A 22,498-nucleotide genomic window follows, 5' to 3' on the forward strand; every position below is an offset into this window, starting at 1 on the left:
GTTTTGCCATCAACCTGAAGGACGCCGGCCCCCACAAGTACCGCATGCATTGCGGACCCTGTGGGAGACCGCCCAGCCCTTCTGGCTGCGCTGTCGCGCAGAGAACAGGTCCAATCCTGTGGGAGCGGGTTCACCCGCGATAGGGTCGGTGATACCACCATCGTAATCGCGGGTGAACCCGCTCCCACAAGTCTCCAGTGAATCAACGAGTTAGGCGGTGTCCTATGAGAGCTCGCTTGAAGCGATGAGTAAACCGCAGGATCGCGCCTTACTTCAGCGCTGCATAGCTGTTCATCAGGTTGCGATAGTTCGGCAGGCGCTGGGACAGCAGGTTGCCCAGGCCTTCGATATCGTTGCGCCAGTCGCGGTGCAGCTCGCAGGCCACGGCGAACCAGTTCATCAGTTGTGCGCCGGCCGCGCTCATGCGCGCCCACGCCGCCTGTTGCACGGTCTCGTTGAAGGTGCCGGAAGCGTCGGTGACGACGAACACGTCATAGCCTTCAGCCAGCGCCGACAGGGTGGGGAACGCCACGCACACGTCGGTCACCACGCCCGCGATGATCAGTTGCTTGCGCCCGGTGTCCTTGATCGCCTGGACGAAGTCAGCGTTGTCCCAGGCATTGATCTGGCCAGGACGGGCGATGTACGGCGCGTCCGGGAACTGTTCCTTCAGCTCCGGCACCAGCGGGCCGTTCGGGCCTTGTTCGAAGCTGGTAGTGAGAATGGTCGGCAGGCCGAAGAACTTGGCCAGGTCACCCAGGGCCAGGACGTTGTTCTTGAACTCGTTCGGCGAGAAATCCTGCACCAGGGAAATCAGACCGGTCTGGTGATCCACCAGCAACACCACGGCATCGTCTTTGTTCAGGCGCTTGTAGTCGTTGCTCATCTCATGACTCCTCTGCATTGAAGGAGGCGCGGGCCCCTGCCCGCGCCGGGGTGGAACTCAGAAGGCGAAGCAGGAGCAGCCGAAGGCGCCCCAGAAACCCTGGAAGTCGCTGACCGGGACATTGGACAGGCGCGCCCGCTCATGGCTGTGGGAGTGCACCGCGCAAGGGCCGCTGCACTGGTGCACCTGGGCGACCATCGGCGAGGTCGGGCGCCAGTGCCCCGGAACCTTGGCCACCGGCGACCAGTCCGGCAGCACCGGAATGTCCTTCGGACCCAGCGGACCGAAGTCGCCGGCGCCATAGACCACCTTGCCACCGACCACGGTCAGGACCGACTCGATCCACTTGATGGCTTCTTCCTCGACGCTGAAGAAGTCGGCGCTGAGCACTGCCACGTCGGCCAGCTGGCCGACCTTGACCTGACCCTTCTTGCCCTGGTCCGAGGAGAACCAGGCGCTGCCGTGGGTGAACAGTTCAAGGGCAGTGGAGCGCGGCAGGCCTTCCTGGTGCAGGGCCAGGCCGCCGACGGTGCGGCCGCTGACCATCCAGTACAGCGAGGTCCACGGGTTGTAGCTCGACACCCGCGTGGCGTCGGTACCGGCGCCCACCGGCACGCCTTCGGCGAGCATGCGCTTGATCGGCGGCGTGGCCTCAGCGGCCTTGGCGCCGTAGCGCTCGACGAAGTACTCGCCCTGGAAGGCCATGCGGTCCTGGATGGCGATACCACCACCGAGGGCACGGACACGCTCGATATTGCGCGGGGTGATGGTCTCGGCGTGGTCGAAGAACCACGGCAGGCCGTTGAACGGGATATCGCGGTTCACTTTCTCGAACACATCGAGCATGCGGCTGATGGATTCGTCATAGGTGGCGTGCAGGCGGAACGGCCAGCGCTGCTCCACCAGGTGGCGCACCACCGGTTCCAGGTCCTGCTCCATGGAAGGCGCCAGGTCCGGGCGCGGTTCGAGGAAGTCCTCGAAGTCGGCGGCGGAGAACACCAGCATCTCGCCGGCGCCGTTGTGGCGCAGCATGTCGTCGCCCTGGTGCAGCTTGACGCTGCTGGTCCAGTTCTTGAAGTCGGCCAGCTCTTCCTTGGGCTTCTGGGTGAACAGGTTGTAGGCGATGCGCACCGTCAGCTGGTCTTCCCTGGCCAGTTGCTCGATCACCTCGTAGTCGTCCGGGTAGTTCTGGAAACCACCGCCGGCATCGATGGCGCTGGTCAGGCCGAGACGGTTGAGCTCGCGCATGAACTGGCGGGTCGAGTTGACCTGGTACTCCAGCGGCAGCTTCGGCCCCTTGGCCAGGGTCGAGTAGAGGATCATCGCGTTCGGCCGCGCCACCAGCATGCCGGTGGGCTCGCCACGGGAGTCACGGACGATCTCGCCGCCCGGCGGGTTCGGCGTGTCCTTGGTGTAGCCGGCCACCCGCAGTGCGGCGCGGTTGAGCAGCGCGCGGTCGTACAGGTGAAGGACGAACACCGGGGTGTCCGGCGCCGCCTGGTTGAGCTCGTCCAGGGTCGGCATGCGCTTTTCGGCGAACTGGAATTCGTTCCAGCCACCCACCACCCGCACCCACTGCGGGGTCGGCGTGCGCGCCGCCTGGTCCTTGAGCATGCGCAGGGCATCGGCCAGCGACGGCACGCCTTCCCAGCGCAGTTCCAGGTTGTAGTTGAGGCCGCCACGGATCAGGTGCAGGTGCGAGTCGTTGAGGCCGGGAATGGCGCAGCGGCCCTTGAGGTCGATGACCTGGGTGGCGCTGCCGCGGGTGGCCATGGCCTGGGCATCGCTGCCAACGGCGAGGAAGCGCCCGTCCTTGATGGCCACCGCGGTGGCCTCCGGGTTTTCGCGGTCCACGGTGTGGAAGCGGCCATTGAACAGAATCAGATCGGCGTTCATCGCAGGTCCTTGGTCTGGTGTCGGTGAAGAGAAGGCCAGCCGTGGCAGCAGCGCCGCGGCAGCCGTCAGCAGGGAGCCCGCCAGCAGGTGGCGGCGGGTGGGATCGGTACGATCATCCTTGTCGGTCATGGCCGGCCTCCGGGGTGGGCTGCAGCCAGGGGGCGAACAGGCGGCTGGCCGCCGGCATGCAGACATAGACCACCGACAGGACGATGGTCAGGGTGATCAGCAAGGTGGCGGCGAAGTAGCCGGACAGCCACGGCACCAGCTTGAACAACGGCTGCCACAACATCGGCACCAGCAGGGTGTGGGGCAGGATCACCAGCAGCGTGACCACCGCCTGTTTCCAGCGCGGTGGCGGCCCGGCGTCGGCGTCGTTCGGCGGGGTGAACCAGAACTCCTTGAAAGGGTGCAACTCGACCTGGTCGCCATCGGCCAGCATCGACTCGGCCTGGCCCACCAATTGCCTGCGCTCGTCGGAGTCCAGCCAGGCTTGCAGGGCGTCCACCGAGCTGTAGCGCAGGACGCTGGTGAAGGTGTGCAGGCCGCCTTCGTGGCCGCGCATCACGTCGACACCGAGATGGCCGGGGCGCTGCGCGGCGGCACTGACGGTGCGACGCAGCCAGGTTTCGTAGTCGACTTCGAAGCCGGCCTTGATGCGGTGGCGCACCACCAGGGTCACCACCTCGCCACTGGTCGCGCCGGCCTGGCCTGCCAGTGGCCGCGGCGTGGATGATTCGATCATGCGATGTTCCCCGTTAGCGCTGAATCCAGTGAATTCTTGGGCGTGAAGCGGGTGATGCACGAGTTAATCGTTGTTAATTATTCCCCCTGGCGACGTAATGTCTTTCCTCGGGAGGCACAAGCGTAGACGGCCCGGATGACAACCATCAGCAGCGCAGGCGTTGCGTTACCGCACAAACCTGCCACCATGCGCGAAAACCACAGGCCAGAGCCCTTGCTGGGCCTCTGCCGATAGTCGGAACAGGGTCAGGAGCCAGATGTGAGCCGTAACCGTGAACAGGCCGTGCAGTTCGGCCCCTACCGGGTCTTCCCCGGCCAGCGCCTGATCGCCGAGAACGACCGCCCCCTGCGCCTGGGCCGGCGCGCCATGGACATTCTCCTGGTGCTGCTGGAGCGCCCCGGCGAGGTGGTCGGCAAGGCGCAACTGATGGCCCGGGTCTGGCCCGACACGGTGGTCGAGGAAATCAGCCTGCGGGTGCATATCGCCGCCCTGCGCAAGGCACTCGGCGATGGCCAGAACGGCCAGCGCTTCATCGTCACCGTCGCCCAGCGCGGCTACAGCTTCGTCGCCCCGCTGCTGCAGGCCGGCGAATCCCCGGCCCCGGCACGCGGTGAAGCGCAGCACAACCTGCCGCTGCGCCGCACCCGCCTGATCGGCCGGCAGATGCTGGTCAACCAGTTGCTCGGGCAACTGACCTGCCAGCGCCTGGTGACCCTCGCCGGTCCCGGCGGGATCGGCAAGACCACCGTGGCCCTGCGCGTCGCCGAACAACTGCTCGGCCATTACCGCGACGGCGTACGCCTGCTCGACCTCAGCCCGCTGAACAGCCCTTCCACCATCGTCAGCAACCTGGCCGGCGTACTCGGCCTGACCCTGCCCGACCAGGCACCGCTGGACGCCCTCTGCGTCTGGCTGCGCGAGCGCCACCTGCTGCTGGTGATCGACAACGCCGAGCACCTGGTGGACTCGGTCGCCACCCTGGTCGAACACCTGCTGCGCTGCGCACCGCAACTGCAGATCCTGGTCACCAGCCGCGAAAGTCTGCGCGCCGAGGGCGAATGCCTCCAGCGCCTGGACGCCCTGGAATGCCCGCCTGCCGAAGGCCTGGCCGACCCGCAACTGGCCCTGGACTATGGCGCGGTACAACTGTTCGTCGAACGGGCCATGGCCAGCCAGGAAAGCTTCGAGCTGGGCCCGGACAACCTGGCCACGGTGACCGCCATCTGCCGTTATCTCGACGGCATTCCCCTGGCCCTGGAACTGGCTGCGGCACAACTGGCCAGCCTCGGCCTCGACGGCCTGCTCGACGACCTGCGCCGCCACCTCGCGCCGCCGCCCAGCGAAGAACGCCGCCAGCACCTGCTCGGCGCCACCCTCGACTGGAGCTTCCAGTTGCTTGCCGACAGCGAGCGCACCTGCCTGCGCCGCCTCAGCGTGTTCCGCGGGGCTTTCAGCCTCGATTCGGCAATGGCCCTGGCTGCCGGCGAACGCCTGGCCCCGGCAGACGTGCTCGACGCGGTCAGCCAGTTGGTGAGCAAGTCGTTGCTGAATGTCGATGTCGGCGATGAGGAAGTCTTCTACCGCATGCTCGACACCACCCGTTGCTACGCACTGGGCAAGCTGCAACAGGCCGGCGAGTTGCCCGATGCGCAGAAGCGCCACGCCGAGCGCCTGCTGGCGATCATGCATCAGGCCGAACGGGAATGGGCGCAGACCAGCACCGGCCAGTGGCTGGAGCGTTACGCACGCTGCCTCGACGATCTGCGCGCGGCCCTGGAATGGGCCTTCGCCAGCAGCGACGCGGGCCTGCTCGGCGCGCATCTGACGGCCGCCTCGGCGCCCCTCTGGCAGGAAATGTCGCTTCTCGCGGAGCATGGCCGGCATATCCGCAAGGCGCTGCGCCGTCTCGACAGCGAAGCCCATCCCGGCTGGCAGTTGCACGTCAACCTCAAGCTGGCCATGGGCACCTTCAGCTATCACGGCCAGGGCGGCGTCGCGCAGACCCTGGAAGCCTTCGCCAGCGCCCGCGAACTGGCCGAGCGACATGGCGACCTGCCCGGCCAGCTACGGGCGATTTCCGGGCATATGGCGGTCAACCTGTACCGCGGCGAATACCCGCAGGCCCTGCAACTGAGCCGCGACTTCGACCGTCACGGGCCGGCGGAGGATCCCTTGCTGGCCTTGAGCGCGCAACGCCTGCGCAGCCTCGGCCTGCACTTTTCCGGCGACCAGGAAGCGGCCCGTCGCGAAGCCGAGGATGCCCTGCAGCGCATGGCCCACAGCGGCCGCCTCAACCGCTTCACCCATGGTTTCGGCGTGCAGTACGACCAGAGCGTCGCCGCCCTGACCCTGCTGGCGCGCGTCCTCTGGCTCCAGGGCCTGGTGGAACAGGCCGCGCGCACCGCCGATCAAGCCCTCGACCTGGCCCTGCAGATCAACCACGGCACCACGGTGTGCTACACCCTGGCCCTGAGCGGCTGCGTGATTCCCTGGTACAACGGCGAGCGCGACCTGGCCCGGCAACGGGTCGGCCTGCTCCGTGACTACGCCGAGCGCCATGCGCTGTGGCTGTTCCAGGACTGGGCCGGGCATTACGCCGAGGCATTCGGCGTCACCGAGGCAGCGCCGAGACCGGCTGGCGGGCTGATCGGCGACCTGCTGGCGACCCTGGTCCCGGGGCGGGTCGACGCGGCCCGGCTGGCCCGCGCCCACAGTGGCCACGCCGGCTGGGCCAGCGCCGCCCTGCTCTGCTCCCGTGCCACGCAACTGCTGGACAGCCACCGGCAGGACGCCGAGGTGCTGCTGCTCAAGGCCCTGGGCCTCGCGCGCAAGCAACAGGCGCTGGTCTGGGAACTGCGCAGTGCCTGCGCCCTGGCACAGTTGTGGCTGGAAGACGGGCGACCGCTGCCGGCGCGGCAACTGCTGGCGCCGGTGCATGCCCGTTTCAGTGAAGGCTTCGACACCCCCGAGCTGCTGCAGGCCAGGCAACTGCTGGAGCAACTGCCTGGCCGCGAGGCATCGCCGAGCCGTTACGCAGTCTGAGCGTCCTGCTGCACATACCAGCGGGTGCTGTTGAGCACGCGGTAGGTCAACGGTGCCTCGTGCACCGTCAGCAGCGACTTGGCCGCCAGTTGCTCTACCGCCCGCACCGCCCGCAGCGGGCCGATATCCGCGCCGGCGACATGGGCCACCGCCTGCTCCAGGCTGAAGGCCCGGCCCAGTTGCGCCAGGCGGCGCAGCACCTGCTGCTCGGTGGCGGACAACTGCTGGAAGCTCCAGTCCAGCGCCGCGCGCAAGGACTGGTGACGGGCCTGTGCCGTGCGCCGGCCGCGATTGAGCACCTGCAAACCCTGGTTGAGTTGCGCATGCAGGCCCACCAGGGCCAGCACGTCGATCTGCGCCGCCGCCAGCTCCAGGGCCAGCGGCAGGCCGTCCAGGCGTCGGCAGATTTCCCAGAGCGGCTTGAGGTCCTGCGGACGCAGGCAGAAATCCGCCTGGCGGGCCTGGGCGCAACTGACGAACAGGCGCACCGCGGCATAGCTCATGAACTGCTCGACGCTGTGCCCGTCGCTACTGGGGGGCACCGCCAGGGGCAGCAACGACAACAGGGTTTCGCCGCGAATACGCAGCGGCTCGCGGCTCACCGCCAGGATCGTCACCCCCGGTGCCAGCGCCAGCAGCGCCTCGGCCAGGCGCCGGCTGCCCTGGGACATTGCTTCGCAGTGGTCCAGCACCAGCAGCAGGTGGCGCTCCAGCAGATAACCCGGCAGACCGCCCAGGGGACAGTCCTCGCTCGGATCCAGTCCCTTCTCGCGCAGCAGCGTAGCCACCGCTTCCCGCGGGCATTGCGCCTGGGCGAAATCGATCAGCCAGACGCCATCGCGCCAGCGCTGCATCTGAGCTTGCGCCGCCTCCAGGGCCAGGGCGCTCTTGCCCACGCCCACCGGACCGCCGAGGGTCACCAGGCGGCGCTGCGCCAGCAACTTGCCGAGGACGCTGAGTTCATCGTCACGGCCGATCAGGCGGGTCAGGCGGGAGGGAAGGTTATGTGCGGCTCCCTGCCCCTCACGGCGCACCGGTGCGACGAAGCGGTAGCCCTGGCCTGGCACATGGTCGATGAAGCCATCGCCGAGGGTCCGGCGCAGGGCGGCGATATGCACCCGCAGGTTGATTTCCTCGACCACGCTGTCGGGCCAGGTGCGGGCGATCAGGGTTTGCTTGTCGACGACGCTACCGGGTTGTTCCAGCAGCACCTGGAGGATATCCAGGGCCCGACCGCCGACACGCAGCGGCTCGTCGCCGGCGAGGAGCTGGCGTTGGTTGGCGTGCAGCGCGAAGCGGCCAAAATGCAACACCGCCTCGCTGTTCGAAATACTGGCAAGCGCCCCCAAACCTTCCACCTCCTGCGTCATGAATCCGTGGATTCATCTTGGCAGGCTGGGGTATCAGGACAACCGTGGAGGGGGGCGTTATCCGGACAAAGGGGTGTCGGGGACGGACACAAGTGTATGTGCGTCCCCGACGCCACCCAGACATGGATATCCAATGGCCTTATCTCAGCTGTTGCTCTGGCTCTGGCTTTGGCTTTGGCTTTGGCTTTGGCTTTGGCTTTGGCTTTGGATTTTGATCTTGATCTGCCCCGGCCTTCAGGAGGCTGAGTGGAGCATGCGCGGAGTGGGGGTAAGGGCCATGGATGGCCCGCAAGCGCCGTAGGGCCAAGGAGGGCCCGTCGGCGCGGCCCCCACGGAGCGTACGCGGAAGGAAGGAACCCGGAGCGAAGCGCAGGGCCGTATGTAGGTCGGGAGGCCCTTTGCTTACTTTGGGGCCTTTCCAAAGTAAGCCGCCGTAAGGGCGGAAAGGTGACTAAGGGTCAATAAATCAAATGGATATGCCCCCGACGCAAGGACCAAAAACCCACACGATCACAACCGCTGATACGTCCCCGCATGCAACCGCTCGCTGATCTCCGCCGCCGCCGACTGCAACTCCCGCAGCATCGCCGCCGGTGGCGGCGACGGAATCGCCGCACTCGACCCGACGATGCCGATGGTCCCGACAATCTGGTCATTCTCGCGGAAGATCGGGCAACACAAGGCATTGATGCCCATGGTCACCTCGCCGTCCGCATCGTCGTACAGCCGCTCGCGAATCAGTTCCAGACGCTGGGCCAACTGCTCCGGCTCATGCAGGGTACGCTCGGTCAACTGCGGCATCTTGCGCCGCATCACCCGCTGCTGGCTGGCCGCGTCGGCGAACGCCAGCACCGTGCGGCCCTGGGCCGAGCAATACGGCAGCACGCGGTTGCCCGGCTTGACCGAGATGCACACATTGGCCTTGGACTCGACACAGGACACCACCAGCGCGGTGTCATGGGTGGCCACGGCAAGCAAGGCGGTCTGCCCGGTGGCATCACGGATGCGGGTGAGGTAGGGATCGGCGATGGCGCGCAGGTCGAACTGCTCGCCGGCCGCCTCGCCATAGGCCACCAACCGCGCGCCGAGCATGTACTTCTCGGTGGCCGGGTCCTGTTCGAGGATGCCCAGCTGGCGCATGGACGCGAGGTGGCGGTAGGTACGTGGCTTGGCGGTCTGCAGCAGTTGCGCAAGTTCGGTCACGCCCAGCGGACGGCGGGCGGCGGTGAGTTCATCGAGCAGGCGGAAGACCATTTCCACCGACTCCAGCAGCGCAGGTCCGCTGCTGGGCTTTTCTTCTTGCTGGTCCAATCGATCACCTCGTTCCACGGTGGGGGAAAGTGATCGATTGTATCGCTCGGCGAAACGCTTGTGTTGGTGCGCAACACTAAATCGTCGAAGGCTGTCCCAGCGGGCGTGGCTGCGTGCTGCTCGGCGGCTTCACCGCGGACATCGCCAGCGCGCCCAGCACCGTCATCACGGCCAGCACATACAAGCCGTATTCCAGGTGCCCGCTGCTCTGCTTGACCCAGCCCATCATGAACGGGCTGGCATAACCACCGAGGTTGCCGATGGTGGCGATCAGGGCGATGCCCGCCGCCGCCGCAGTACCGGTCAGCAGTACCCCGGGCAAGGCCCAGAGCACGCAGAAGCCCGCCAACCCGCCGGACATGGCCAGGCTCAAGCCGGCCAGCGACAGCACCGGCTGGTCATGGAAGAACGCCGCCATGGCCAGGCCCGCCGCCGAGGCCAGGTTGCACAAGGTGCCGTGCCAGCGCCGCTCGCGGGTGCGGTCGGAATGGCGGCTGACCAGGATCATCACCACCGAGGCCACGGCGAACGGGATCGCGGCGATCAGCCCGGTCCGGGTCAGGCTCTCGATGCCCAGGTTACGCACGATCTGCGGCAGCCAGAACGACACGCCGTAGGTGCCGCAGAGCAGCGCGAAGTTCACGTAGATCAGGCGCCACAGGTCCTTGTTGACGAAGGCCGCGCGGAAGTTGTGGCCGGCACCGGCCTGCTCCTGGGCGCTGCGCTGCTCGGCGAGCTGGCGCACCACCCGCGCGTTCTGCTCGGCGCTCAGCCAGTGCACCTTGCCGGGACGGTCATCGAGGTAGAAGAACACCACGATGCCGAGGATAACCGCCGGCATCCCTTCGAGCAGGAACAGCCACTGCCAGCCGGCCATGCCGCCCACGCCGGCGAAGGTCTGCATGATCCAGCCCGACAGCGGGCTGCCGATCACCCCGGCCATGGCGATGCCGAGGTTGAACCAGGCCATGCCCTGGGAACGGGCGTAGGACGGGAACCAGTAGGTCATGTACAGCACGACGCCGGGGTAGAAGCCGGCCTCGGCCATGCCCAGGAGGAAGCGCAGCACGTAGAACTGGTTGGGCGTCTGCACGAACAGCATGGACACCGACAGCAGGCCCCACATCACCATGATCCGGGTGATCCAGAAGCGTGCGCCGACCTTCTGCAGCATCATGTTGCTGGGGATCTCGCACAGGCAGTAGCCGATGAAGAACACCCCGGCGCCGAAGCCGAAGGCCAGGTCGCTGAGGCCGATATCGGCGGCCATCTGCAGCTTGGCGAAGCCGACGTTGACCCGGTCGAGGAAGGCGATGATGTAGAGCACGAAGAGAAACGGCAGCAGACGCCAGGCAATGCGGTTGTACAGGACGCTGTCCTGCTCGTTGTCGAAGGTGTTGCGGGCTATGAGGTTCATCGCGGCACTCTTGTAATTGTTGTATCGGCGAAGTAGTGAGTCCGCATCCTTGCGGGAAGACCTCCGGTCAGGCTTGCGCAGCGAGGATGAAGTCCGCGCAGCGCTCGCCGATCATGATGCTCGGCGCATTGGTGTTGCCGCTGACGATGGTCGGCATGATCGAGGCATCGGCCACGCGCAGGCCCTTGACCCCGTGCACGCGCAGGTCCGGCGCCACCACCGCGCCCGGGTCCTGGCCCATGCGGCAGGTGCCGGCGGGATGGAACACGGTCTTGGCGACCTTGCGCACGTAGTCCTCGAACACTGCGTCCGGCACGTCATCCTCGTCCGGCAGCATCAGCATGCCCTCCACCACCGCGGCCAGCGCCGGAGCACGGAGGATGCGCCGGGCCATCTTGACCCCGGCGACCATGGTCTTCATGTCCTCGGGGTCGCTCAGGTAGTTGGCATTGAGCGCCACCTCATCCAGCGGGTCGGCGCTTTTCAGGCGCAGCCGGCCGCGGGAGCGCGGGCGCAGGGCACAGGGGTTGATCGATACACCATGGCCTTCCGGCGGCAGGCGGTCGATATCGCCCACCAGCGCCGGCACCACGTGGAACTGCACGTCGGGACGGCCGCAGCCCGTGGCATCGACGAAGGCGCCGCTCTCCACCACGTTGGAACTGAGCAGGCCCTTGCGCGAGGCCAGGTACTTGAGCCCGTGGCCGAGGGCGCGCAGGCCGCGGTCGTGGCCGAGCAGACTATCCGGCTTGCGCGTGCGGGCATAGACCGAGGCGCTCAAGTGGTCCTGGAAGTTCTCGCCGACCCCCGGCAGGTCGACCCGCGGGGTGATGCCCATGTCCTGCAGGTGCTGGCGCGGACCGATGCCGGAAAGCATCAGCAGTTTCGGCGAGGCGATGGCCCCCGCGCTGACGATCACCTCGGCCCGGGCGCGGTAGGTCACCGGCTGGCCATGGCTGTCGCGGGCCTCGACACCCACCACGCGATCGTTGTCGAACAGCAGGCTGGTGGCCAGGGTTTCGGTCAGTACCGTGAGCCGTGGGTCGCCGCGCAGCGGCTTGAGGTAGGACACCGCCGAGCTGGCACGCCGGCCTTCGCTGGTGGTGGTCTGGTAGAAGCCGGCGCCTTCCTGGCGGGCGCCGTTGAAGTCATCGCTGGCGGGGACACCGGCCTGGACCGCGGCGCTGACGAAGGCTTCGCTGAGCGGATGGCGGTGGCGCGGGTCGCTGACCTTGAGCGGGCCGTCCTGGCCGTGCAGCTGTCCGCCCAGGCGCGCATTGCCCTCGCAGCGGCGGAACACCGGCAGCACGTCGTCCCAGCCCCAGCCGGGGCAGCCGCTGGCCTTCCATTCTTCATAATCCTCGGCCTGGCCGCGGATATAGATCATCGCGTTGACCGCGCTGCCGCCGCCGAGGGTACGGCCTTGCGGGATGAACACCTGGCGCTGGTTGACGAAGGGTTCCGGCTCGGTGCGGTACATCCAGGTGCGCCGGGTGCCGTGGACGCGAATGAAGGTGCCGGGGATATGGATGTACGGATGATTGTCGGCAGGTCCTGCTTCCAGCAGCAGGACCTGGCGCCCGGCCCGGGCCAGGCGCGCCCCGAGGGCGCAGCCGGCGGAACCGGCGCCGATGACGATGTAGTCGAAGGTTTGCATTGTTCTTGTTCTCTGTGTGACGCGCTCCCACAGGGTTTCGCTAAACCCGGAAGGACCCTGGAATGTCAGCCGACCTGGCTGACGAACTTGGTAGTGAAGTAGGCATCCAGCCCCTCGCTGCCCCCTTCGCTGCCGTAGCCGCTGTCCTTCACCCCGCCAAACGGCGTTTCCGGCGCCGCCAGGCCGAAGTGGTTGATCGACACCATCCCCGACTCCAGTTCGTCGGCCAGCAAGGTGGCGCGCTGGATCGAGCGGGTGAAGGCAAACGCGGCCAGGCCGAACGGCAGGCTGTTGGCCTTTTCGATCACCTCTTCCACGCTGCCGAAGCGGACGATGGAGGCAATCGGGCCGAACGGCTCTTCGCTCATCACCCGTGCGTTTTCCGGTACATCGGTCAGCACCGTGGCCGGATAGTAGAAGCCACCACCCTCCCCGCGCTGGCCACCCAGGGCCAGTTGCGCGCCCACGGCCAGGGCGTCATCGACGTACTCCTGGATCGCCGCCACCCGCCGCGGGTTGGCCAGCGGGCCGAGCTGGCTGGACGGGTCCTGGCCATCACCCATCTTCAACGCCGCGCCGGCACGGCAGAACGCCGCGACGAACTGGTCGTAGACCCCGTCCTGCACATAGAAGCGGGTCGGCGAGGCGCAGATCTGCCCGCCATTGCGGAACTTCAACCCGGCGCCCAGGGCCGCCACCGCTTCTACATCAACGTCATCGCAGACGATGAACGGCGCATGCCCGCCCAGCTCCAGGGTGCAGCGCTTCAGGTACTGCCCGGCCAGCGCGCCCAGGCTGCGACCCACCGGCACCGAGCCGGTGAACGACACCTTGCGGATCACCTCGGAGCGGATCAGGTAGTCGGACACCTCCGCCGGCACGCCAAACACCAGGTTGAGCACGCCCGCCGGCACACCGGCGTCCTGGAAGGCGCGGCACAGCTCGATGCACGACGACGGGGTTTCCTCCGGGCCCTTGGCGATGATCGAGCAACCGGCGGCCAGGGCCCCGGCGATCTTGCGCACCAGCTGGCTGACCGGGAAGTTCCACGGGCTGAACGCGGCCACCGGGCCGATCGGCTCGCGCAGCACGACCTGGCGCACGCCACGGGCACGGGGCGGGATCACCCGGCCGTAGGCGCGGCGGCCTTCCTCGGCGTACCAGTCGATATGGTCGCCGGCACCGAAGGCCTCCATCTTCGCCTCGGCCAGCGGCTTGCCCTGCTCCAGGGTGATCAGTGCGGCGATTTCGTCGGACCGCTCGCGCACCAGGTCGGCGGCACGTCGCAGGATCTTCGAACGCTCATAGGCGCTGACCTTGCGCCAGGCCTGGAAGCCACGCTGGGCGGCGTCCAGCGCGCGGTCCAGGTCGGCCGTGGAGGCCAGGCCGAGACGGGCGATCAGCTCGCCGGTGGCCGGGTTGAACACCTCGGCCTGGCGCTCATGGCTGCCGGCGGACCACTGACCGTCGATTAGAAGGGATTCGATTACGCGCATTGACCAGCTCCTATTTCTTACATCGAAATATTGTTTTGATGTGTGACACATCCTATGAGGGCGATCCGCGGCCTGTCAAGGCATGAAAAAGGCACTTGACCGGCGCCGTCGGCGAGGATTAGCTTTATCCCACAGCGAAACAATATTCCTACAAAAGAAACAAAAGGAGTCACCTTGATGAGCCTCGCCCAAGCCCTGCTGCATAACTGGAACGATCTGCCCCGCGAAGTCGTGCGCAAGGGCGTGGAACGCGTCGCCTTCCGCGGCGATGACACCCTGTGCGTGATGAACTGGCTGAGCCCGGGCATGGATGTCTTCCCCCACAGCCACACCTTCGAGCAACTGGTGATCATCGTGCAGGGCCGGGTGCGCTTTCACCTGGGCGACGAGGTGGTCGAGGGCGGGCCCGGCAGCATGATCCGCATCCCGCCCCATGTCGTTCACTACGCCGAGCCGGTGGGTGATGAAGTGGTGATGAACCTCGACGTGTTCTCGCCGATCCGCGACGACTACCGCCACCTGATCGAATACCAGGCCGGCGAATTCGCCGATGCGGGCGTCTCGGCATGAGCCGGTCCACCTTCACCCAGCGCCTGCGCGCCGGGGAAACCCTGCTCAGCAGCTTCATCAAGACGCCGGCCCATGCCGTGGTGGAGATCGCCGGGGATGTCGGCCTGGATGCGGTGGTGCTGGATGCCGAGCACGCACCCTTCACCCCGGCCAGCCTGGACACCGCCCTGCTCGCCTGCCGCGCCAGCGGCCTGGGCGGCCTGGTGCGGGTGGCCGACCAGCGGCCGGCCACCCTGCTGCAGGCCCTCGACCTCGGTGCCGACGGCCTGGTCCTGCCGCATGTCGTCCACCCCGACCAGGCCCGCGAACTGCTGCGTGCCACCCGTTACCGCGACGGCTGCCGCGGTTTCTCCAACTCGCCCCGGGCCGGCGGCTACGGCCGAGCCAACCTGGCCGAGCACATGGCGGCCGAGGATGGTCGCCACGCGATCGTCGCGCAGATCGAGGACGCCGAAGCCCTCGACCACCTGGACGCCATCGCCGCCGTCGAACAGATCGACTGCCTGCTGGTGGGTCGCGCCGACCTCAGCGTGTCCCTCGGTGCCAGCCGCCTCGACGACCCGCGGGTGGAAGACGCCACCCTGCGCGCCATCGAGGCGGCCCGTGAGGCCGGCAAGGCCGCCGGGCTCTTCGTCGCCAGCCTCGACGATCTCGACCGCTTCGCCGCCCGCGGCGTGAGCTTCTTCATTCTCGGCTCCGACCAGGCGCTGCTGCGCGCCGGCTGGAGCCAGCAGGTCAAGCACTTGCGCTGACCGCCCCCATAACAAGAGAGGTACACCCGAATGAACGCCATCCTCACCCCCACCGCCAACGAAGAACGCCAGGCCCGCATCGACAGCCTGTTGCGCGGCGCCATTGACCTGCACTGCCACAGCGGCCCCTCGGTGATGCCGCGCTACTGCGACCATGTAGAAGCCATGCGCGAAGCCTCCGAGGCCGGGCTCAAGGCCGTGCTGCTCAAGGACCACTACTACAGCTGCACGCCGGTCACCGAGCTGCTCAACAAGCACTTCAGCGAGCTGAACGTGCACATGCTCTCCGGCGTGCCGCTGAACAACTCGGTGGGCGGCCTCAACGTGCATGCCGTGGAACACGGCCTCAACCTGGGCGCCAAGCTGGTGTGGATGCCGACCTTTTCCTCGGCCAACCATATCGCCCACCACCACCAGGACGTGAAGTTCGTCGAGAAATTCCCGCAGACCACCCAGCGCATGCTGCAACCGATCCCGCTGACCGTGCTGGACGACGACGGCAAGCTCAAGGAAGAGGTCAAGGCCATCCTCGACCTGATCGCCGCCCAGGACGTGGTGCTCTCCGCCGGCCACCTGAACATCCGCGAGATCTGGCCGCTGTTCGAGGAAGCGCGCAAGCGCGGGGTCAAGCGCCTGCTGGTCAACCACCCGACCTATGTCGTCGACGCCACCCTCGACGACATGCGCCAGCTGGCCAAGGAAGGCGTGTTCATGGAGCACTCGATGTGCATGTGGGTACCGGGTTCCAAGTTCAAGTTCTATGACGACGTGTTCCTGCGCCAGGTGATCGAGGCCGGCACCATCGACCTCACCATCCTCGGCTCCGACCTCGGCCAGCAGGGCAACCCGAGCATCGCCGACGGTTTCCGCAACGTCATCGGCCAGTTGATCGACCTCGATTACAGCGACGCCGACATCCGCAAGATGGTCTCCGGCAACGCTGCCCGGCTGATGAACCTGTGAGCGCCGCCATGACCCGACTGAGTACCCGCATCGGCCAGCTCGTGCTGAAGAACCCGGTGATCTGCGGCGCCGGCGAGCAGACCATGACCGCCGAAGCCATCCGCGCCGCACTGCACACCGGCGCGGCGGCGGTGATCGCCAAGTCCACCAACGAGTCGCAGGCGGCCAAGGAGCAACTGGACAAGACCGACTACGTGCTGCTGGACAGCCAATGGCAGCGCCTGCCCTGGGACTTCGCACCGCCGGCGGATGCCAACCTGTTCGGTCGCTCGGGGCTGGTGCAGCGTGACTTCGACGAGTGGATCGAGGAACTCGCCGGCCTCGACCGCGAGGCCCGGGTGCTGGATGCCTATGTGGTGCCGAGCCTGATCCTCAGTGACCTGGAGCAATGCGCCGAGTATGCCCGGCGCATCGAGCAGGCCGGGCTGCGGGTGCTGGAACTGAATATCGGCGCGCCCCACGGCGAGGAAGCGGCCAAGGGCGCCATCGTCCTGGAGCGGGGTGCCGAGCGCATCGAGGCCATCGTCCGGGGTATCCGCGAAGCGACCACCCTGCCCTTGTGGATCAAGCTCACCGGGCAAAGCGAGGACGTGGTCGGCCTGGCCCGCGCGGCACGCCGTGGTGGCGCCGACAGCGTGGTGATGATGGGCAGGTTCATGGGCTTTTTGCCGGACCTGGAGACCGGCCAGCCACTGCTGGGCACCAGCGCGGCGATCGGCGGCGCCTGGGCCCTGCCGCTGACCGCGCGCTGGCTGATGCTGACGCGCAAGGCCATGGGCGACGACTATCCGCTGATCGCCACCAATGGTGCGCGCAGCGGGCTGGATGTGGCGCGGTTCCTGTTGGCCGGGGCCTGTGCCACGGAGATGACCTCGGCGGTGTTTACCGGAGGGTATGGGGTGTTGAGCAAGGCTATCGAGGAGCTGGACGCCTATGTCGCCAGCCGTGACAGCAGCGTGGAAGCCTTGCTTGGCAGTGCGGCGGACCAGGTGCAGAGCTATCAGCAGCAGGAAAGTCGCCCCGGTTGGTGGCAGGGGTTCGCCCCAAAGTCGACGGGGTTTCCCGGGTGAAAAGGTTGTGCCGGGAGATCACTGAAAGTTGGCGGATGCTGGCACCCTGAGACAAGCATGGACCATGCCCCGCCGCTGATCCCGCAGTGTTGCCGCCGGCTCGATCGGCTGGCCCCATGCCACCGATTCGTCGCGATGGGTGGTCAAGGAGGACTTGAACGTGTCGCTTTCAGAAGCGCTGAAGAAGATCGCCACAGGTACCGTGATGGCCTCGCTCGTCGCCCTGTTGGAGACGCTGCTGAACTACACCGCGCCACGGAAGGCGCCCTTTTGCGAGCCAGACGACCATGACAGAGCATCGCGTATTCCTTGGCGTGGGCAGCAATATCCAGCGGGAAACCCATATCGATATCGCCTTGAACATGCTCGGCGAGCACCTGCACGACATGCGCTGCTCGCCGGTGTACGAGAGCGCGTCGCTGGACGGCGAGCAGCCGCCGTTCTTCAACCTGGTGGTGTCGGCCAGCACCCGGCTGTCCGCCCGCGAACTGATTGCCTGGATCAAGGAAATCGAGGAACTGCATGGCCGCCGGCGTGGGCAGCAGACGCTGATCGCGCTGGATATCGACCTGCTGCTGTTCGATGATTTCTCCGGGCTGGTGGAGGGGGTGCGGGTGCCGCGGGGGGAGATCCTGACGCGGGCGTTCGTGCTCTATCCGTTGCAGTTGCTGGCACCGCAGTTGCGGCATCCGGAGTTCGGGTCGAGCATGGCGCAGTTGTGGCAGCAGTTGCGGCCGGGGCCGGTGCTGGCGCCGGTCAGACGCCAGTTCGGCGGCGAAGGCGTCATGCCGGGCAAGCCCCTACTGGAACAACATGTGAGCCTGGTTTGACCGGGCACGCCGACAGATGCATTTCTGCCCCACTCAACTCCGGCATTCCCATGACATTCCCTGCCCGGCCCCATGCTAGAAAGGCACCTTCACCCGGCCCGGAAGGTACCCATGTCCGCCGCATCCCGCTTCACCCTGTTCTGCATCGCCTGCTTCCTGCTGTCCATTGCCTACGGGGCCACCTTCCTCCTGTCGTTGCTGGTCCATTCCTTCGGCGGCAGTGAACGGGACGCCGGCCAGGTATTCGCCGTGGCCATGGTCAGCACCCTGCTGGCGGTGCTCGGCTCGGGACACCTGATGCAACGCATCGGCGCCGCCCGCAGCATCGCCGTGGCCGCGCTGTGCCTGGTGGCGGCCTCGCTGGGCTTTGCCACGGTGCCTGGCCTGGGCACGGCGTTGCTGGGTTGCGGCGTGTTGCTGGGGATCGGCTGGGGCATCTTCTATACCCTCGGCCCGATCATGGTTGCCGCCATGGTCGAACCGGCCCGTCGGACCCACTGCTTCGCCCTGCTCTCCGGAAGCATGCTCACCGGCATCGGCAGCGGTCCGCTGCTGGGCAAGCTGGCGGCACTGGCGGGCCTGCCGGTGCAGCTGGCGTTCGCCTGCGCGGCGCTGGCAGCGGCGTTCAGCGGCGCCTATTTCTGGCGCCTCGGTGCTGGACAGGAACAACAGCGCCCGAGCGAACCGGTACATATCACCCTCGCCGCCACCCTGCGCGTGCTCGGGTCACGCTCGGCGTTCTCGATCCTGCTGGTGGGCCTGGGTGGTGCGATCTTCGGCGGCCTGGGCAGCTTCCAGACCAGCTACGCCGCCAGCCTCGGCCTGGATTACTCGCTGTTCTTCATCGGCTTCATGGGCGCGGCTATCTGCTGCCGGCTGCTGGTGGCGGGGTGTGTGGTGAAGCGCAATCCATACGCCAGCTCCTGGGTGCTGACCACGCTGATGCTGGTGGCGGTGCTCGGCTTCGGGCAGTGGGTGCACGGCAGCGTGGGCTATGTGCTGACGGCAGCGCTGCTTGGCGTCGGCTATGGGCTCAATTACTCGGTGATCAATGGACTGGCCGCCAACGAGGCGCCGCAACGGCTGACGGCGCAAGCGCTGCTGCTGTTCAGCCTGGCGTATTTCATAGGCGTGTTCGGGTTTCCTTTCATCGCCGGGAAACTGATCGGGCAGGCCGGGGTGCAGGGGATGCTGCACGGGGTCTGGGTGATTGCCGGAGTGGTCTGGCTGGTCAGTGGCGGGCGCTGGCTGGCCTGGCGTCGGCGCGGCATTCAGTGGCCAGCGTCACGATGAGCGTCACCAGGCTCCGGAACACGATCCGCCGCCTGGGCGATATAGCTGATGAAGAGGCGGAACAGTTCCGCATGGCTGGAAATCTCCAGGCGCTGGTAGAGGTTGTGCTTGTGCACCTTCACCGTGCCTTCGGAGATGCCTAGCTGACGCGCGATGGACGCATTGCTGTGGCCTTGCAGGAGCAACCTGGCGATATGGCGCTGGGCTTCGGTGAGCTGGCCCAGCACGCCGACGAAAGCGCTCTCCAGCTTGCTGTCCACATCCGTGGCCTCCACCTGGTAAGGCAACTGGCGGCCATGCTGTTCCAGCGCCGCGCGGACCAGCGGCGTCAGCAGCTGCAGATAAGCGATCTCGTCATCGGTAAAGGGCCCCTGCTCCTGTGCCTTCATCACGCTGAACACCAGCGCGGCACGTGCCTGGAGATGGACGATGTAGCCGATCTCGTCGATCTCGGTGCCATGGGTGGACGAGACGCAGGGATGAATGTCGGGGGAAATGGCGAAGCCGGAGGAAAAGAAACTGTCCGGCGCCAGGTCGGTCATCCGCCAGAGCCCGCCCGGATGGCGATTCATGCTGGCGACATAGAAGGGATCGAGCAGGTACCCCCCACGGCTGTAGGCATCCAGGGTCCGTGCGGAAACGAGCCCGCCGTAGCCGTTGTGCAGCAGCTCGGCAGGCTGGTCGAAGCGAAACAGATAAAGGCAGCTCATGGCGAAACCCACCCGGCCATCGAGCAATGCACAAAGGCTCCGCCCCATGTTCGTGCTACCGATGGCAGCGACCACTCTTGCCGCGACGCTGGCGTCCTGGCTGTCCATCGAAATCCTCCAGTACGAGGGAGCCTGGAAGGATAGCGCTCCCTCGCTACCCGCTGCCAGTGCTCCCCCGTCCGCGTCATGCCTGCTTGAGAGGACTGATCGGGGCGGTGACTGAAGAGGTGCGCTCGAACGGCGTCAGATGCAGTTGCTTGTTGCGATTCACCAGGTAGTACAGCACGCCGGGAACGATCAGCGCGGGCAGCCAGGAGATGTCCGTGCCGACCAGTTGCGCGACCGGGCCCTTGTAGAAGGACAGTTCCATGAAGGGGATCTGTATCACCACGGCGGCCGCGTAGATGAACAGCGTGTTCCAGTTGACCTTGCCGTAGATGCCGTTGACGTCGTACATCGCCGCCACGCTGTAGCGGCCCTTGCGGATCCAGTAGTAGTCCGCCAGGTTGATCGCGCTCCACGGCACCAGCACATAGACCTGGCCGATCAGGATGTCGCTGAAGTAGGCGCCGAAGTTGTATTGGGCGGCGATCGCGATCCAGGTCACGATCACGGCGACGACAGCCATGATGACGAACTTGGCCAGCTTGCCGATCCGTGCAGTGCCCTTGAAGCCGGTGAAGATGGTGGTGGTGGACATGTACGAGCTGTACAGGTTCATGACGTTCCATTCGAGCACGCCGATGATGATGACGAAGTACGCCAGTTGCTCGTAGCCGGGGAACAGCCGGGCAATGGCACTACCGGGATCGGAGAGCACGTCCAGGGCGGCAGTCGCCATGATGGCGCCGAGCAGCATCACCACCGAGGAGCCCACCAGGATGCCCAGGTAGCTGTACCAGAACGTCGAACGGGTCGCCGTGCTGGTCGGCAGATAACGTGAATAGTCGGCCACGTAGGGACCGGCACCCAGTGTCCAGGACGCGGCCTGGGTCACCACCAGGCAGAAAACGGCGAACTTGAAGGTGCTCGCCGACAACTGCCACACGCCCTCCGGCAATCCGTGCTGCAGAACGGTGTAGGCCGCCAGTGCGAAGATGATGCTGGAGATGGCGCTCATCCAGACGCCGATCCGGTGGATCAACTCATAGCCCACATAGCCGACGATCAGGGTGAGCACGCCGAACAGGATGATTGCATCGTTGTCGGAGACCGGCACCACCGCCTTGATGGAGTCGCGCATCACCACGCCATTCGCGGCGGTGAACAGGATATAGGCGAGCACCACGATGGCCAGCGGCAAACCGGCGCCGACCACGCCGAACTGCGCTCGACTCTGGATCATTTGCGGAATGCCCAGGTGCGGGCCTTGCGCGGAGTGTGCCGCCATGAAGATCGAGCCGATCAGGTTGCCCAGGATCAGCCCGAGCACGGTCCAGCCCAGGTTGAGCCCCGCGACGATGCCCAGTGCGCCGATGACCATGGTGGTGACCTGCATGTTGGCACTGCACCAGATGGTGAACAGCCGCTTGGGCGACCCATAACGTTCATTCTCGGGAATGAACTCCACGCTTCTGCTTTCGATCTCCATAAAACGTTCCTTCTTGCCGGGATGTTGTAGGTTTTTTTGGCAGTACAGGTGATCAGGAGCCGCGCTTTGTAAGGGTGCGCGGGCTCCGTAGGGCTAGGCGGCGGTATAGCCGTTGTCGACGAACAGATGGGTGCCATTGACGAAACTGGCGTCGTCACTGGCGAGGAAGAGCGCCGCCCTGGCCACCTCGGCCGGGTCGCACAGGCGGCCTTGCATGCCCTCGAGCGCGGCGTCGGAGATATGCGCGCCATGCTCGCTCAACAATTCCAGTTCACGGCGGCCATGGGCGGTACCAATGAAGCCGGGACAGAGGGCGTTGCTACGGATGTTGCGGTCGCGGAATTCCACGGAGATGGCACGCGCGAACATATGGCAGGCGCCCTTGGAGGTGCAGTACAGGACCTCCATCGGCGTACCCACCACGCCGGAAATCGAAGAGGTGCAAACGATGCTGCCGCCGCCCGCCGCGATCATGCCGGGCAGCACCGCGCGGGTGACCAGGAACATGCTCTTGACGTTGATCGCCATCAAGCGGTCCCAGTCATGCTCGCTGGTGTCCAGGAATGGCCCGACATGAATGGTGCCGGCATGATTGAGCAGCACCGTGATCGCCCCCAGGTGCTGCTCGACGTGCGTCACTGCGGCCTGTACCTGCGCCGCGTCCGATACGTCAGTGGCGATGAAGCAGGCGCTGCCACCCGCGGACTCGATGCGATCGGCCACGGCAGCACCCTCGCTGCCCGGCAGGTCGAGAATGGCGACCCTGGCACCTTCACGCGCAAACAGCTCGGAAGCGGCAAGACCACATCCTCCTGCACCGCCGGTAATCAGAGCGACTTTTCCTGCAAGGCGTCCCATTGTTCTTCTCCTGACTGTCCACCACAGAATCGATGGAGAAG

Annotated in this window: 18 protein-coding genes and 1 pseudogene; 8 read left to right on the forward strand and 11 right to left on the reverse strand. The window is 66.4% G+C overall.

The features are described 5' to 3' along the window. Nucleotides 1–268: 268 nt before the first annotated feature. The 3 genes from ycaC to V0R59_RS15050 all read right to left on the reverse strand — a co-directional run bounded on the left by ycaC (nt 269) and on the right by V0R59_RS15050 (nt 3,527). Complete coding sequence (gene ycaC, locus V0R59_RS15040) at nt 269–886, reverse strand: isochorismate family cysteine hydrolase YcaC (RefSeq protein WP_316922906.1); 618 nt, start codon at nt 884–886, stop codon at nt 269–271. 57 nt (nt 887–943) lie between these two features. Continuing rightward, the gene (locus V0R59_RS15045) at nt 944–2,782 is read right to left on the reverse strand and encodes an amidohydrolase (RefSeq protein ID WP_330075627.1); all 1,839 of its coding nucleotides are present in this window, start codon (nt 2,780–2,782) and stop codon (nt 944–946) included. Between the two features lie 112 nt (nt 2,783–2,894). Continuing rightward, nucleotides 2,895–3,527, reverse strand: coding sequence for an antibiotic biosynthesis monooxygenase (locus tag V0R59_RS15050; RefSeq protein ID WP_330075584.1), 633 nt, complete (start codon nt 3,525–3,527; stop codon nt 2,895–2,897). Between the two features lie 258 nt (nt 3,528–3,785). On the opposite strand from V0R59_RS15050, the gene V0R59_RS15055 reads away from it, so the two are divergent. Next, entirely contained in the window at nt 3,786–6,569 is a 2,784-nt protein-coding gene (locus V0R59_RS15055; protein WP_330075583.1) for an ATP-binding protein, read from the forward strand. Here the strand turns inward: V0R59_RS15055 and V0R59_RS15060 are convergent. The 5 genes from V0R59_RS15060 to V0R59_RS15080 all read right to left on the reverse strand — a co-directional run bounded on the left by V0R59_RS15060 (nt 6,557) and on the right by V0R59_RS15080 (nt 13,820). Beyond that, on the reverse strand, nt 6,557–7,939 hold the full coding sequence (locus V0R59_RS15060) for an ATP-binding protein (RefSeq protein WP_330075582.1): 1,383 nt from the start codon (nt 7,937–7,939) through the stop codon (nt 6,557–6,559). The genes V0R59_RS15055 and V0R59_RS15060 overlap by 13 nt on opposite strands. A 510-nt stretch (nt 7,940–8,449) precedes the next feature. Beyond that, nucleotides 8,450–9,250, reverse strand: coding sequence for an IclR family transcriptional regulator (locus V0R59_RS15065; RefSeq protein WP_330075580.1), 801 nt, complete (start codon nt 9,248–9,250; stop codon nt 8,450–8,452). Nucleotides 9,251–9,326: 76 nt separating this feature from the next. Beyond that, the gene (locus V0R59_RS15070) at nt 9,327–10,667 is read right to left on the reverse strand and encodes an MFS transporter (protein WP_330075579.1); all 1,341 of its coding nucleotides are present in this window, start codon (nt 10,665–10,667) and stop codon (nt 9,327–9,329) included. Nucleotides 10,668–10,734: 67 nt separating this feature from the next. Further along, a complete protein-coding gene (locus V0R59_RS15075; protein ID WP_330075578.1) occupies nt 10,735–12,324 on the reverse strand; it encodes a GMC family oxidoreductase in 1,590 nt (529 codons plus the stop codon). A 65-nt stretch (nt 12,325–12,389) separates the two neighbouring features. After that, the gene (locus V0R59_RS15080; RefSeq protein ID WP_330075577.1) at nt 12,390–13,820 is read right to left on the reverse strand and encodes an NAD-dependent succinate-semialdehyde dehydrogenase; all 1,431 of its coding nucleotides are present in this window, start codon (nt 13,818–13,820) and stop codon (nt 12,390–12,392) included. A gap of 177 nt (nt 13,821–13,997) precedes the next feature. Between V0R59_RS15080 and V0R59_RS15085 the strand changes: the two genes are divergently transcribed. The 7 genes and pseudogenes from V0R59_RS15085 (at nt 13,998) to V0R59_RS15115 (ending at nt 19,298) form a co-directional block, all read left to right on the forward strand. Beyond that, nucleotides 13,998–14,390: a cupin domain-containing protein gene (locus V0R59_RS15085; RefSeq protein WP_330075576.1), complete on the forward strand. Its 393-nt coding sequence runs from the start codon at nt 13,998–14,000 to the stop codon at nt 14,388–14,390. After that, on the forward strand, nt 14,387–15,142 hold the full coding sequence (locus V0R59_RS15090) for an HpcH/HpaI aldolase family protein (protein WP_330075575.1): 756 nt from the start codon (nt 14,387–14,389) through the stop codon (nt 15,140–15,142). The genes V0R59_RS15085 and V0R59_RS15090 overlap by 4 nt, the downstream gene beginning before the upstream one ends. A 30-nt stretch (nt 15,143–15,172) precedes the next feature. Further along, nucleotides 15,173–16,105, forward strand: coding sequence for a DUF6282 family protein (locus V0R59_RS15095; protein WP_330075574.1), 933 nt, complete (start codon nt 15,173–15,175; stop codon nt 16,103–16,105). 8 nt (nt 16,106–16,113) lie between these two features. Beyond that, nucleotides 16,114–17,175, forward strand: a complete 1,062-nt coding sequence (locus V0R59_RS15100) for a beta/alpha barrel domain-containing protein (RefSeq protein WP_330075573.1) — start codon at nt 16,114–16,116, stop codon at nt 17,173–17,175. Nucleotides 17,176–17,272: 97 nt separating this feature from the next. Beyond that, nucleotides 17,273–17,404 (forward strand): annotated as a pseudogene (locus V0R59_RS15105) (permease DsdX); the annotation flags it as partial. Between the two features lie 58 nt (nt 17,405–17,462). Next, on the forward strand, nt 17,463–18,005 hold the full coding sequence (folK, locus tag V0R59_RS15110) for a 2-amino-4-hydroxy-6-hydroxymethyldihydropteridine diphosphokinase (protein ID WP_330075572.1): 543 nt from the start codon (nt 17,463–17,465) through the stop codon (nt 18,003–18,005). 111 nt (nt 18,006–18,116) lie between these two features. Next, nucleotides 18,117–19,298 carry an MFS transporter gene (locus V0R59_RS15115; protein ID WP_330075571.1) on the forward strand — a complete coding sequence of 394 codons (1,182 nt, stop codon included), beginning with the start codon at nt 18,117–18,119 and terminating at the stop codon, nt 19,296–19,298. Here the strand turns inward: V0R59_RS15115 and V0R59_RS15120 are convergent. The 3 genes from V0R59_RS15120 to V0R59_RS15130 form a co-directional block, all read right to left on the reverse strand. Beyond that, nucleotides 19,277–20,116 (reverse strand): helix-turn-helix transcriptional regulator, encoded by an 840-nt coding sequence (locus V0R59_RS15120; RefSeq protein WP_330075570.1) that lies wholly within the window; start codon nt 20,114–20,116, stop codon nt 19,277–19,279. The two genes, V0R59_RS15115 and V0R59_RS15120, sit on opposite strands and share 22 nt — an antisense overlap. 76 nt (nt 20,117–20,192) lie before the next feature. Further along, entirely contained in the window at nt 20,193–21,599 is a 1,407-nt protein-coding gene (locus V0R59_RS15125; protein ID WP_330075569.1) for a purine-cytosine permease family protein, read from the reverse strand. 93 nt (nt 21,600–21,692) lie between these two features. Beyond that, complete coding sequence (locus V0R59_RS15130; RefSeq protein WP_330075568.1) at nt 21,693–22,457, reverse strand: SDR family NAD(P)-dependent oxidoreductase; 765 nt, start codon at nt 22,455–22,457, stop codon at nt 21,693–21,695. Nucleotides 22,458–22,498 lie beyond the last annotated feature (41 nt).

The sequence above is a fragment of the Pseudomonas ulcerans genome (assembly GCF_036324125.1).
Classification (GTDB): Bacteria; Pseudomonadota; Gammaproteobacteria; order Pseudomonadales; family Pseudomonadaceae; genus Aquipseudomonas; species Aquipseudomonas ulcerans.